Genomic DNA, 14,705 nt, shown 5'->3' on the forward strand with positions numbered 1-14,705 from the left:
ACGTAAGTTCCCCTCACGGGTTGCGAGGACTCGTAGGAAGCCCCAGCCCGAAAGGGTGGGGTAGTTCACTCAGAAATCCTTAACATATAATAAATAGATAAGCTAAATTCAAAATGACTGGAAAAGAGTTTTATATGGTGATTAAAGAAAGAGGATAGTTATGGACTTGGAAAAATTTTATGATGAGTACTGGACTAACATAGGGGAAACTGTAGATCATAGCAGATTAAATATGATAGTCAGACGCATCGAATCTGGAAAAAAGGTTCTTGAAATCAATTGCGGATTAAGTATTCTCGCAGAAAAAATAGCGAAGAAAGGTGCAGATATAACAGTTACAGACTTATCAAACATTGCTCTTGAGAGAGCAAGATCAAAAGGCATAAAAAAAACATTTAAAGTGGATATTGACACTCAACCATTACCATCATCTTTTGAGTCATCGAAATTTGATATAATTGTAAGTAGCTCAATGATCGAACATTGTTTTTTCCCGGAAAATACTCTAAGAGAGGGAGCAAAAGTTTTAAAGGATGGGGGAAAATTTTTTGCAATGGTGTCGAATATTGGGCATTGGAAATTCAGATTATGGTTATTATTTGGCAGATTTCCTTATTTAGAAGGGACTCCCACTGATATGTTGCATTTAAGATTTCTTACCGTGCATAGTTTGAAAGAATTAGGAAAAAAATTTGGATTAGAACCTGAAAAAGTGGAAGGTCATCCAGGATTATGGGCCGGCTCACTTTATTCGAAGTTATTTGTCATCCCTCCTGTAAAACAGATATATGAGTTATTGACAATGATCTATCCATCCTTATTTTCTAGATATATGTTAATTACTTTTGAAAAGAAAAAAGAATCACAAATATAATAAGAGATCGAGTATGAAAAACATAGTACGGAAAATTGGACATATTAAAAAATATATCTATTATAATCAAAATAGAACAGAACTTTCTTTCTATCCTGACAGATTATATTTAGAGTTGACGAACCATTGTAATTTCCAATGTATAATGTGTCCGAACGGGAGAGGATTAATGAAACGAGAAAGGGGGTTTATAGATTATCGCCTGTGCAAAAATATTATAGATGAGATGGCATCTCATGTAGATACTATAGTACTTCATAGCTGGGGCGAATCGCTGCTCCATCCAAGAATATTTGATATTATTAAATATTGTGGAAATTACGGTGTAAGAACAGAATTCTCAACAAACACAAGTTTACTGAATGAAGATATTGATAAAAAAATAATAGATTCTGGTTTGTCTATGATCTATCTTTGTATTGATGGAGTAACCAAGGAAACATATGAATCTATCAGGAAGAATGGAGATTACGAAAAATCAGTAAAAAATGTAGAGGATTTTCTCAAGATAAAAAGAGCTACACAAAGTAAGAAACCTTTTGTAAATCTCCAGACAGTTATTATGAAAGAAACTAATAGTGATATAGAGAATTTCAAAAAGAAATGGTCAATTGAGGGAGTCGATAAGATTAATTTGAAACCTCTGGATACGTGGGGGGGCCAGATATCCGAAATAAATCAATTAAATATAAATGAAAGAAATGAAGTTATTGAGGCAAATAATCGACCTCATTGTCCAAATCTCTGGTATCATGCATATATTTACTGGGATGGTACTCTCGTATGCTGCGAAAGAGATTTTGATGCTGTGTATCCTCTGGGAAATGTTAAAGATGGTGTCATGAAAATCTGGAATGGCCCTGGAATGCAGGAATTAAGAAGAAAACATATTAATTCAGATTTAGAGGATGTTCCATCATGCAGAAATTGTAATGAATGTCGCTGGTGGAAACCTGCAATATTCTCTTCCTGGGGAAATATTCCACAGGACAAGAAAAAAGAAAAAGCATAAATAAGTAACTAAAAAAGGGAGATCGTTATGGACCTTGAAAAATATTATGATGATTACTGGACAAACAAAGAAGATTCGGTAGATTATGACAGATTGGATATGATACTTAGACAAATTGAACCGGGAAATGATGTTCTTGAAATCAATTGTGGGGCAAGTCTTCTGGCAAAAAAGATAGCGGAAAAAGGTGCTGACATAACAGTTACAGACATATCAAACGTCTCTCTTGAGAAGGCAATATCAAGAGGTATACGAAAAACTTTTAAAGTGGATATAGATACCCAACCATTACCATCGTCTTTTTACTCATCGAAATTCGACATAGTTGTTAGTAACTCAATGATCGAACATTATTTTTTTCCAGAAAATACTATTAAAGAAGGGGTTAAAGTTTTAAGAGATGATGGAAAGTTCATAGTAATTGTGCCCAACATTGGACATTGGAGATTCAGATTATGGTTACTGTTTGGTAGACTTCCTTACTTAGAAAATACCCCTTCTGATATATTACATATTAGATTTCTTACGGTACACAGTTTAAAAGAATTTGGAAAAAAATATGGATTAGAGGCTAAAAAAGTTGAAGGTCATTCAGGATTATGGGTTAGTTCACTTTATCCTGGATTTTTTAGAATTTCCCCTATAAAACAGGTATATGAGTTATTGACAATGATTTATCCATCTTTATTTGCCCGATATATGTTGATTACATTTAAAAAGAAAAAAGAATCACATAATTAATAAATAAGGAATAATTTGTCCCAAAGCCTTAATGATCTTTTATTATACTTTCTCCAGTTCCATGTTATCAATATAGTAGATGTCTCCCGCAGCCGCAAAGCCTGTGCCGGCAAACCAGAACTGTAACCGTCCATCCCTCACCGTACCCGCGAAACCGCTCGTGGTAAATTCGATTGTGAAGGACTGCCAGCTCGTGCCAAGATTAATCGGCTGATACAAACCGTAGTTTGTAAATGGTGCAACGTGCTTGATCAAATTCACCTTCAGATCATGTCCCTTTGTAGAGTATGCAGCAAAACTTAACCGATAACGGGTATTCGGTTCCAGGTTTACTCCTGTCTGATATAACTGCATATTCGTGCCAATACTGATAAAAGCAAGCTTTGCTGCATTACTGCTTCCTCCATAACCCGGAGGGGAGGGACTGAAAGTTCCAACTCCATTCGTATAGAACAGCCATGAAGCAGTTCCTGATTCAAATCCGGGGTTTATTATTAGATTAATTGCGGTCGCTGGATTGACAGTTAACGTTGCTGCAGTGCTCGTTGTGCTTCCTGCTGAGTTTGTCACGATAACTCGATAAGTCGAACCACTATCTGACAGGATAGTTGCAGGGGTAGTGTACATTGGACTGACAGCACCTGCTATGTTAACACTGTTCTTTTGCCACTGATATGTTAATGGTGCAGTCCCGGTAGCTACAACACTGAAACTTGCGATCTGACCTGCATTAACACTCTGGCTTGATGGCTGGGTTGTAATGGTTGGCGGTACTGTGGCGGAAATTACCTTTTCCAATCGAACATCATCTATGTAGTAGATGTCTCCTGCAGCCGCAAAGCCTGTGCCGGCAAACCAGAACTGTAACCGCCCATCCCTCACCGTACCCACAAAACCGCTCGTGGTAAATTCGATTGTGAAGGACTGCCAGCTCGTGCCAAGATTAATCGGCTGATACAAACCGTAGTTTGTAAATGGTGCAACGTGCTTGATTAAATTCACCTTCAGATCATGTCCCTTTGTAGAGTATGCAGCAAAACTTAACCGATAACGGGTATTCGGTTCCAGGGTTACCCCTGTCTGATATAACTGCATACTCGTGCCAATACTGATAAAAGCAAGCTTTGCTGCATTACTGCTTCCTCCATAACCCGGAGAGAAGGGACTGAAAGTTCCAACTCCATTCGTATAGAACAACCATGAAGCAGTTCCTGATTCAAATCCGGGGTTTATTATTAGATTAATTGCGGTCGCTGGATTGACAGTTAACGTTGCTGCATTGCTCGTTGTGCTTCCTGCTGAATTTGTCACGATGACTCGATAAGTCGAACCACTATCTGACAGGATAGTTGCAGGGGTAGTGTACATTGGACTGACAGCACCAGTTATGTTAACATTGTTCTTTTGCCACTGATAGGTTAATGGTGCAGTCCCGGTAGCAACAACACTGAATGTTGCAGCCTGGCCTGCATTAACTGTCTGGCTTGATGGCTGGGTTGTAATGCCGGGGGGAGTTGAGGAATTTGTCGAATTGAACGAATCTTTTATGGCTTGCGCAATCCTTTCATGGCCAGCAGAATTATAATGCAGCCCATCTGATGTGTAAGATGCTTTAATATCCCAGCAATTCCCCGAAGGACCTGAAGGTCTGCTCAAACCCACATAGCATCTCGCATCAACCACAAGTGAAGGCGAATATTTCTTTGAAATATTTATTAGCTGTTCGTTAATATACATTATGGTGTTTAGCTGTTGATCTGAACCACCCGTATATGGCAATATCAACATAATAACAGGAGTTATGTTGTTGTTATGAGCTTTTTGAACCATTGATTCCCAATTGACCAGGATTTCTTGAGTACTGGCATTATTAATTACATCATTTACACCACCTTCAATTAGAACAAACTCAGGTGAAAGAGAGATGACATCTGAATTGAACCTATTATTGATTTGTGAGGTTGTTTGAGCGGCATAACCCATATTTTGATAACTTTTATTAACTTTTATTCCCCAATGATTTTCAATTGTTGAGGGTATATCAGTAATAGTTGTTGCTTCAGTTATGAAAGAACGATGGGCTGGAAATCCCGAAATAATCGAATCTCCGATGAAGACCATATTTGGCTTTTCCATAAATATGTCGATTACGAAAATATTATTTGCAAAATTACCCTTCCAATCATAATTTTTTTTTGATGTGGCCCCTCCGTCTTTATAATACGCCACATGATTTATATTATAGTATGCATACAATGAATTTTCTGAAGCTTTGATGCGATAGCCATAAAAATCACCTTCCTGTACTCCATTAATTGGTGATGATAAAGTTATTAAATTTATTCCATTCGAAATATTATCAATCAAATTATTAGTTGTGGCCACCATATCAAAATTGCTTCCGTTTTGTCTCCATATTGTAAAATTAAACTGTTCTAATACGGAAGTATTAACAACAGCAAATCGAATCTGGTAAATTGTTCCATTCTGTCTTATCCTCTCATTGTGGCCGGCTTGCAGGAATTCTCTGTCTATACCGCCCCAATTTGGTGATCCTTGGGTTGGAATATCTGCATAGGGTGCAGTTTTCGATAGTATCGGTAATACAGTTGAAACACTTCCAGCAGTTGGAGTAACAAAAAATATAAGAAATAATAATAATACCAAACAAGTATTGTTATGTGTCATCAACCCCAATATACGCTGGAATCACTTAAGTTTTTCTATAATAATATATTTTTGTTATAATAATTATAATAAGTATAATAATTATAATAATTATGATGTGGACTTTCAAAAATATTTGTTTTCGAACTATGTACCATTATGAAAGACTACTATCCGTTTCTAAAAACAACAATATGCAAGAAAATAGCAGCACTAAGGGTAACTTATCGCAAATTAGATATGGTGTTTGAAACAATTATAATATTAAACTAAAATTATCATGGTATTAGAAGAAACTCACAGAAAAAAAAAATATATTCATGAACAGCAACATTTTTATTCTCTAGATATCATCAGGGGATTTGCGGCGCTATCAATTGTTTTTTTCCATTGGAAATTTTTTTTCTATACCGGTACTTTACCTGGAAATCTCATTGCAGCTTCACAGCCTTTTTATTCAATTTTTTTTCCTTTTTATGAAAGAGGATGGCTTGCAGTAGATTTGTTTTTTTGCCTGTCTGGATTTGTTATGTACTGGTTATATTCTGGACATATAAATAATAGGTTAATAAGTGCATGGAACTTCTCAGTATTGCGCTTTTCACGATTATACCCTCTACATTTCGTAACTCTATTAATTGTGTTAATATTCCAGCAGTACATGTTTTACCGAACTGGAGACTTTTTTGTCTTTCCTGCAAACGATATTTATCACTTCGTGTTAAATATTTTCCTGGCATCTAACTGGGGATTTCAAAAAGATAATTCCTTCAATGCTCCCATATGGACGGTGTCAATTGAAATATTAGTCTATTTAATCTTCTTCATTGCATGCAGAATACTACCGGTGCGCAATTCTGTGTTGTTACTTTTCGTCACATCAGGCTGGATTCTTATGACATTCGCTCCTGATTTTTCACAACAGCGCATTGGAACGGGTGTATTCTTTTTCTTTATTGGAGGAATAGTTTATCTCATTTATTTAGAAATAATTAGGAAAAATTTAACAAAAAAGTGGAAACATCTAACTGTTGTGACTATTTTTGCTTGGAGTGTGGCGGTACTTGATTCAAAATATGATTTTATGGGTCCTATGCCTCTAAAGTTCTTTCAATCTCTACTCGTTTATAATGGACACGATTACGCACCGTTCTTTGTAAAGATGATTTTTGATTCTTTTTTTTATGGCTTTTTATTTGGTATTACTATCCTAACACTTGTTGTTGTAGAAACACGAAGGGAACATTTAGGAAAGCGAATTTCTTTTATTGGTGATATCAGTTATTCATCATATCTTCTACATTTTCCTTTAATATTATTGTTTATGATTCTCGCAGGGTTTGCAGGGATGGATGCGTCTTTTTTTTATAATAAGTATTCATTACTTATTTTTTTTATTGTTTTGATAGTGCTCTCTCTGATGAGTTTTAGATTTCTTGAGCGTCCTGCTAAAAAAGTCTTGAGAGAGAAACTATTAAAAATTGATAAAAAGGATAAAATTTGACAGAAATTAGAGCCAAAAATCCTATAAAAAATGTCTATTAGGGATAAACAATAAGATCATTATTTTTGAATACTAAACGATTATAACCGTGGAATCTTATTAATTATCATATGTGTGGTATCACAGGATATTATAGTCCGAAAAAATCCGAATTAATGGCAAATCGAATCGTTAATATGACCGATCTAATTCGACACCGTGGACCCGATGATGAAGGTTATGTCTTTATAGACACTCATTCGAATATTTCCATAGATGCTGCGGGGGTCGATACTTCAGATACGATTAAATCAAATTTAAAAACAGTGTATTCATTAGATAAAGTTTGTCATAACCTTGCCTTTGGTCACCGCCGTTATGCTATTATAGATTTGACTCCAGGTGGCCATCAACCCTTCTGGGATGAAGATCGTTCTGTATGTGTTTCATTTAATGGTGAGATTTACAATTATATCGAGCTAAGAAATGAATTGGAGCAAAAAGGACATAAGTTCTTAACATCATCAGATACCGAGGTCCTGGTTAAAGCATATAAAGAATGGGGTGTAGGTTGTTTCCAGAAGTTCAATGGAACATGGGCGCTAAGTCTTTACGATATGAAAGAACATAAATTATTATTATCCCGTGATCGAATAGGAAAAAACCCGCTATATTATACTATCCAAAACAACATTTTATATTGGTCTTCGGAAATTAAATCGTTACTTCACGCTTGTGGTGCGGATACATTCTCGATAAATAAGCAAGCTATATATGATTATATTAATCATGCTTGGAGAGATCTTGATAATAGCACATTTTGGGAGGAGATACATACTCTTCCGGCAGCTTGTTATGCATTTGTGGATAACTCATTAAATTTCCAAATGGATAATTATTGGACAATCCCAAAAGAAAGATTTGAACAATCTGAAATTACTTTTGACGATGCAAAAAAACAGCTTCGAAACTTACTTGTTGATGCCCTGGAAATTCGTCTTCGTTCTGATATCCCGGTAGGTTTTGCTTTAAGTGGGGGGATGGACTCATCAACTCTCCTTGCACTGTATACAAAAGTCCTTAATAGGTCCACGGTTTCATTTACAGTAAAATTTCCTCAAAAAGGAGCAAACGAAGAATCTTTTGCCCGCATGGTTGCCAAAAGTTGCGGAAAGCTTGTAGATTATAGAGTGATCGAACCATCATTCAATGATTTTTGGAAGGATGCGGATGAATATATCTGGCTCATGGAGGAACCTTTTCATAATCCTGTCGTTCATATTGAACAATTGCTTCAAAAAAAATTAAAATCCGAAGGTTTTGGGGTTATTATCAATGGTAATGGAGGAGATGAAATATTCGCTGGCTATGATTATATTTATTTTCAAGCTTACCTTGATTATTTATTGAGAAAAAGCAAATATTGGGCATTTATTAAAGAATCTTTTTCCTGGGGGGATAAGGATCTTAAAGCATTCATACGTACAATCCGTTCAACTCTTATTGCATTATTAACATATAATTCATCAATTAAAAATACGATGAAAAAATATGTGATGAAAAAGGAAAATTCATTCCTTCAAGGCTTCGACGATGTCGAGAAAAGAAATATTCCAAAAAATTTCAATGAGATTATGATTGGTAATATGGGACAATGGTTAATGAACTATTGGTTGAGAAATGGGAATAAAAATTATTTTGCCATTCCAATGGAAACCAGGTCGCCATTTCTCGATTACAGATTAGTGGAGTTTGCATTTAGACTGCCACCAGAATATCTAATACACAATGGATGGCATAAATTTATTTTGCGCAAAGCTATGGAAGATTTATTGCCAAGAGAGATTATCTGGAGAATAAATAAAATGGGTTTTCCTTTCCCATTATCTGAATGGCTTGAGTCATCAAAACATATTATAGAAAAGAACGTAAAAATTATTAATTGCCCATATGTAGATGTCGAGCAGCTATTTGAGAAATATGATATTTTAACAAAATCCAATCCTGATCTTCTATGGCGTTATATTTCTTTACTTCTCTGGTGGAAAAGAGTTGTCTTGAAACAACCTTTAGTTTCCCTGTAGACATTATATGTCTTCTTACCAATATCATCCCAGCCAAGACATTGCGCTAATTCAAGATTATGTTTACCCATGCTCTGGAGTTTAGCTTTATCAGTATTTAAAACTCTCTGCATCGTTTTAAGCAGACCGCCTTTCGTATTCAGGTACAAAAAACTTCCATTCTCATCCAGTGTATCTGCTATGCAGCCAGAGGATGTTGTTATTATTGGCTTGCCAAAAGACATAGCTATTATAACTGCACCTGATGTTAAAATATCTTTATAAGGAAGTACAACGATATCCGCTGCATTCATATAGACATGGACTTCATTATCGGGAATAAAACCAAAAAAAGTCTTGATACGCGTATTATTTTTGCATCTATTCATTATATCCAGGGCAACTTTATCATTGAGTGGTTTTCCAACTATCAATAATCTCGCTTTTTGATCGCTCAACGTCTCAAATGCAGTGATAAGCTCCATAATACCTTTGTAAGGTCTTATTTGTCCAAAGTGTAGAAACACAATATCTTTCATATCAACTTTCAGCCTTTCTCTTGCCAGGGAACAGCTTACTATATTTTCGTATGAACCGATATAATTCCCATGGGGTATAACGGTAATAGAAGAGCCATTTATTTCATATACTCTCATAACCTCTTTTTTTGCATAATTACAATGAACAATTATTTTGTCGCACAACCTGGACAGTACTTTGTTAAAAATCAACTCAATATTTTTGAATTTCCCTTCATGATCAATTATATTATGTACAGTCCATATTACGCTAATCCCTGATATTTTTAATAGTAGCAATTCACAAATAAATCCCCCTGACTGAACAATAGTCATAATTTTACTATCTCCCAAAATATACGGATATGTCCAGTGAATATGCAAAATATCTGGTTTCCAGAATTTCAATACTGATCTTAGAACTGCAAACAAACCAAAAAACCCAAAACAAACTTCTGCGCCCTGCTTTGAGAGTGAATCTGCAAGATTTCCCTGGTAAGAATTCGTATGCCTATAATCCGGAATAAATATGATCTTCAAAATTAATCACCGTTAATTGACGCCAGCAAAAGTAAAAGGATAAGAATTGAAAGAATGTGTAAGTGTCACAGGACCCATTATTCTGTCTTCGTACACAGGTCTTCCTGCTTTGTCGATAACATCCTTGTAAGAAGGCTTCTGTTTAAATGAGTAAGCAAGTTCAAATGTTGCATATTCCAATAGATCCGGACGTATCTCTTGATACGGCCAATTTTCTTTACCTGCTAAATATGGAGCATGAAAATCAAAAGCTAACTCAAGTCCTCTTCCATCATCGGTTTTATAATTATATAGATCTATACCGCGATGACGGGCAATCTCCGCAGTTTGTGTCATCGCATTGATTGAAAAAAGCGAATAGAAAAGAGATCTGGTTCTACGAAGTTCATTCACCATTTGACCTTTTTCGTCCATCTGAATCGGAACAAGTTCCTTCCAATATTGAAATGCCCAATCCATGTCATTGTTATCACCTGTTATCACTGCTGATGAGCTGACAAACAATACTTTCCAGTTTTCATAATTGGTAGGGGTGGATTCTTTATATCTTCCACGGCTGGTACTTATATCTCCAACCCAGGATTTAAACACATTCTTATCGGCAACATTCCAACCCTGATAATTCCATATCAAATCAGCCCCATAGAACATACCTGTCAATGTAATAGGGATTTCAACATATGATTGACCATTAAAATCTGTAAATTTAGGATTCATTCTTGTTTCAGGATTGACAGACCATGCATTGATAAGTTGTACAGCCTTATCTGCATATTTATTCTCTCCTGTAAGTGCATACGCCAATCCCAGGTTTCTCACTGCTTTCCCAACTGCAATAGCTCCGTAATAGTCAGATCTATCTGCATCCGGGTTATAAACGCCATCACTTGAATACGGAGTTTCAGAAAAATAATCATGTATATCTCCGCTGGGAGGAACCTTTCCTCCATAAGTAACACTCTGAATTTTTGTATTTAATGCTGCTGGAACATCTTCATTCATAAATTTGTCATATGCCTCTTTCCACGGTTGTTGCCCGGAGTCTACTTTTTTTATGATGGCATCTATCTCATTGGAATTAAGATACATGCCCGGGTGATCAGATGTATACCCTGAAGATATTGATATTGGTGCAGGCTTTACATTCATACTAATATTCGATTCATTTGAATTATCCACTTTATATGGCACTATCCCCCCATAATAAAGTGTAAACATAATTCCAATGAACAGAACTAAAACCGTAGAATTCCTGATGCTTATATTTTTTTTCATGATTATTTTTAGCTTTGTGAAATTCAATGCCTGTCAAAGGTGTCAGAATGATTATTGAGTTTTGAAACCTTATATAGCTTATGCAATTTGAACAATTTCTTCTATAACTTAATAATATAAATAAAATAAAAAGTATATAGAGTCAGAAAATTTTAATACAAATGAATGGTTAAAGTGATAATCTCAAATTGACATTAAAATGAACAAAGACAAAAATTTCAAAATTTTAACTGTGTTTGGTATATTGTGGAACTGGCTGTCTCAGTTTACAATACAGATTTTTCAATTTATTGTTCTTATAATACTTGCAAGATTATTGTCCCCACAGGATTTTGGAATTGTGGGAATTGCAACCGTTGTTACGGGTTTGATTACAATTATTAATGAACTTGGATTAAGCGCCGCGATAATTCAACGAAAAGATGTAAGTCAATTGCATCTTTCAACATCATTCTGGGCAAACTTTATGATGAGCACAATTCTATTTATTTTTGTTGTGTCTATATCTTCTTTTGTCGCAGATTTCTTCCAGGTAGATATGGTCAGACCAATACTGATTTTAAGTTCTACAGGTTTGATAATCGGATCTTTGGGTATTGTTCATAGAGCACTTCTTGAAAAGAATATTGATTTTAAAAAAATAACCATTGTTGAAGTTAGTGCGACTTTAGTATCAGGAATTATCTCAATCTTTTTGGCTATTAACGGTTATGGTGCATGGAGCATTGTTCTCGGAAGCATTTCAAATACAATTGTTTCAGTTCTATTATTATGGAAAATAGTTGCATGGAGACCATCATTGCAATTCAATTTCTTACATTTTAAGGAACTGTTCGCGTTTGGAGGTAATATCGTGGGTGGAAATTTTCTAAGATATATAGCCATGAATGTTGACTATTTGATAGTTGGTAAGTTTTTTGGAACATTTTCATTAGGATATTATACTCTTGCAAGAAATTTGACTTCTTTCCCCGTACAGAACATCTCATGGACTATTATGAGGGTAGCATTTCCTGCATTTTCAAAGATCCAGAATGATGATGAGAACTTAAGAAATGGATATCTCAGGGTAGTGAAATATGTTTCTTTAATGACGTTTCCGATGTTAGCGGGCCTGTTTTCAGTAGCACCTGAATTCGTTTCAATTTTTTACGGAGAAAAATGGATTCCTATGATCATATTGATACAGATATTCTGTGTCAATAGCGCTTTTATTTCTATTGGTACTTTAGCGAATACTATACAGTATTCAAAAGGTAGAAGTGATCTTCCCTTTAAGCAACACATTTATGGCATAATTCTTATGCCTGTAGCTGTCATAATAGGAACAAAATATGGAATTGTAGGAATGTCGATCGCTGTCACAGCTGGAACAATATTTTTGGTATTGATTTTTCAAATGGTGACAAATAAATTAATAAGTCTAAATATGCGTTCAATTATCAAGATAATTATTCCTGCGGCAACAAGCTCAATAATTGTCATGACAGGTATAGCACTATATAGATATATTACTGTATATAATATACAACAAATATATATATTTCTGAGTTCTGTGTTGATTGGAATATTATTATATATATTGTCAATAAGAATATTATATAAGTATATAATGGATGAAATTAAAATATTGGTTCGTGAGGTAAGAGGGTGAAGATTATGTTATGTTTGGATATTATAATAATTGATGTATGTTTGATCCGGGGGAATTAATTCCAATGAAAAATAAAAATGAATTTCAAAGTCCGTTTATATCAGTGATTATCTGTGCATACTCATTAAATAGATTTAGAATGACTATGAATTGTATAGATTCGATTTTAAATAACAATTATAAAAATTTAGAAATAATAATTGTCATTGATGGGAACAAAGAACTCAAGCATAAGATGGAATCTGAATTAAGGGCAGGAACTAAAATATCGATAATAGAGAATAAAAATAATGAAGGCCCTTCTGTATCAAGAAATCATGGGGTAGAACATGCAAAGGGAGAAATTATTGCATTTATCGATGACGATGCTTTTGCTTCTTCTAATTGGTTGGAAACTATTGCAAAAGATTTTTCAGAATATCCTGGAATAGCGGCATGCGGCGGGATGCTGATACCAGTTTACGAAAAAAATGCACAAAAGCTTCCTGAAGAGATATTATGGGTAGTAGGTTGTAGTTATAAAGGGCATCCTGTCAAGAAACAGTTTGTAAGAAATGTTATATCAGCGAACATGGCTGTGAGAAAAGCGGTATTCAGTGAGATACAGTTTGAGAAAATGTTTGATGGAAGAAACTGGAAAATGGAGGATACTCTTTTTGGCATTAGACTTTTCCTGAAAAATCAAAATAATGTATTATATGATCCTGAAATTCTCGTTTATCATAATGTATCTAAAGAAAGAACAAAATTAGGCTATTTACTTCAAAGATCTTATTCAGAAGGCTTATTAAAATATGAACTTGGTCAGGTTGTCCGATTTAACTTTGCACAAAAAAAAGTTTTTTATCATGAACAAAATTATCTCAAATTAGTAGTATTTTCAATGTCTAAGAATTTTTTTAATATAAATCGAATGAATTATTTCTTATTACTTTTTTTAACAACATTAGCTGTAATTTTTGGATATTTGATTGGAAATATTCAAAAAAATTTCATTACCAACAATTTTACTCGAGCTAAAGAGGAGATAATAATGGATATTGATAAAATTAGCGTAATTGTTTCGACTTATGATGATCCTATTAATCTTGTAGATCAATGCCTGAACTCATTATTATCTCAAGAAAAAATAAATGAAATCATAATAATAGACAGTTCGAAAAAGGAAGATATAAAGAAATTTTGTCATAGGATAAATACTGATAAAATAAGATATGTTTATACATCCCCGAAAGGACTGTCTGAAGCTCGAAATGAAGGTATTAGAGCCTCTAAGAAAAACATCGTTGCATTTACGGATACCGACTGTATAGTTGATGTAAATTGGGCAGAAAACATTTCCATTTCCTTTTCCGAAAATGTTGCGATCGTTGGGGGAAAAGTCCTTCCAAAATGGATGGTGAAACCAAATAAAATATTTTTCAACTCCTCCATTGCTCAGGGCTTTTATTCATTATTTGATATGGGTAACGATTTAAAAGAAGTCGATCATATTTTTGGAGGAAATTTTGCAATTAAGAAAAGTTTAATTAAAGATCAGAATTTTCTAACACATATAGGAAGGAGAAAGGAGAATCTATTATGTGGCGAAGAAATTGATTTTTGCAGGCGGATCAAGAAGAAAAACTTGAAGATAATATATAATCCTAATGCCATCGTTTGGCATCAAATACCTATAGAAAGAACAAAGTTCAAATGGATGTGCAAAAGAATGTATTACTCTGGGATTACAAGGGCAATGCTTGGTGGTAAACCTACACCAAGAACAATTGAATATATAAATTATAATTTATATGATATATTTTTTATTGTTTTTTTCTCAATTCCGTATGCATTGGGCATAATTAAAGTATTCATATTCAATAGAAATATAAAATT

10 protein-coding genes are annotated in these 14,705 nt (G+C 34.4%); 7 read left to right on the forward strand and 3 right to left on the reverse strand.

The window, feature by feature from the left end; translation table 11 throughout:
* Positions 1-160: 160 nt before the first annotated feature.
* From CL181_RS00400 to CL181_RS00410, 3 genes are read left to right on the forward strand one after another with little or no spacing between them, the layout of a single operon-like run.
* The gene (locus tag CL181_RS00400; protein WP_097297275.1) at positions 161-874 is read left to right on the forward strand and encodes a bifunctional 2-polyprenyl-6-hydroxyphenol methylase/3-demethylubiquinol 3-O-methyltransferase UbiG; all 714 of its coding nucleotides are present in this window, start codon (positions 161-163) and stop codon (positions 872-874) included.
* Between the two features lie 13 nt (positions 875-887).
* Complete coding sequence (locus tag CL181_RS00405) at positions 888-1,886, forward strand: radical SAM protein (RefSeq protein ID WP_097297276.1); 999 nt, start codon at positions 888-890, stop codon at positions 1,884-1,886.
* A gap of 27 nt (positions 1,887-1,913) precedes the next feature.
* Entirely contained in the window at positions 1,914-2,627 is a 714-nt protein-coding gene (locus CL181_RS00410) for a bifunctional 2-polyprenyl-6-hydroxyphenol methylase/3-demethylubiquinol 3-O-methyltransferase UbiG (protein ID WP_097297277.1), read from the forward strand.
* Between the two features lie 42 nt (positions 2,628-2,669).
* Here CL181_RS00410 and CL181_RS00415 read toward each other — a convergent pair whose 3' ends face one another.
* Positions 2,670-5,315, reverse strand: coding sequence for a carbohydrate binding domain-containing protein (locus CL181_RS00415; RefSeq protein WP_097297278.1), 2,646 nt, complete (start codon positions 5,313-5,315; stop codon positions 2,670-2,672).
* A 259-nt stretch (positions 5,316-5,574) separates the two neighbouring features.
* Here CL181_RS00415 and CL181_RS00420 point away from each other — a divergent pair, with 259 nt between their 5' ends.
* Both CL181_RS00420 and asnB read left to right on the forward strand, forming a co-directional pair.
* Positions 5,575-6,798, forward strand: a complete 1,224-nt coding sequence (locus CL181_RS00420; protein ID WP_097297279.1) for an acyltransferase — start codon at positions 5,575-5,577, stop codon at positions 6,796-6,798.
* Positions 6,799-6,908: 110 nt separating this feature from the next.
* Positions 6,909-8,861 carry an asparagine synthase (glutamine-hydrolyzing) gene (asnB, locus tag CL181_RS00425; RefSeq protein ID WP_097297280.1) on the forward strand — a complete coding sequence of 651 codons (1,953 nt, stop codon included), beginning with the start codon at positions 6,909-6,911 and terminating at the stop codon, positions 8,859-8,861.
* Here asnB and CL181_RS00430 read toward each other — a convergent pair.
* Positions 8,798-9,898, reverse strand: coding sequence for a glycosyltransferase (locus CL181_RS00430; protein WP_097297281.1), 1,101 nt, complete (start codon positions 9,896-9,898; stop codon positions 8,798-8,800). The genes asnB and CL181_RS00430 overlap by 64 nt on opposite strands.
* Positions 9,899-9,910: 12 nt before the next feature.
* Positions 9,911-11,173 (reverse strand): alginate lyase family protein, encoded by a 1,263-nt coding sequence (locus CL181_RS00435; RefSeq protein ID WP_097297282.1) that lies wholly within the window; start codon positions 11,171-11,173, stop codon positions 9,911-9,913.
* A 199-nt stretch (positions 11,174-11,372) separates the two neighbouring features.
* On the opposite strand from CL181_RS00435, the gene CL181_RS00440 reads away from it, so the two are divergent.
* The gene (locus CL181_RS00440; protein WP_097297283.1) at positions 11,373-12,827 is read left to right on the forward strand and encodes an MOP flippase family protein; all 1,455 of its coding nucleotides are present in this window, start codon (positions 11,373-11,375) and stop codon (positions 12,825-12,827) included.
* A gap of 37 nt (positions 12,828-12,864) precedes the next feature.
* Positions 12,865-14,705: glycosyltransferase family 2 protein (locus CL181_RS00445; protein WP_097297284.1), on the forward strand; the 1,841-nt coding region annotated here is incomplete at its 3' end.

Source organism: Candidatus Methanoperedens sp. BLZ2, from assembly GCF_002487355.1.
Lineage (GTDB): Archaea > Halobacteriota > Methanosarcinia > Methanosarcinales > Methanoperedenaceae > Methanoperedens.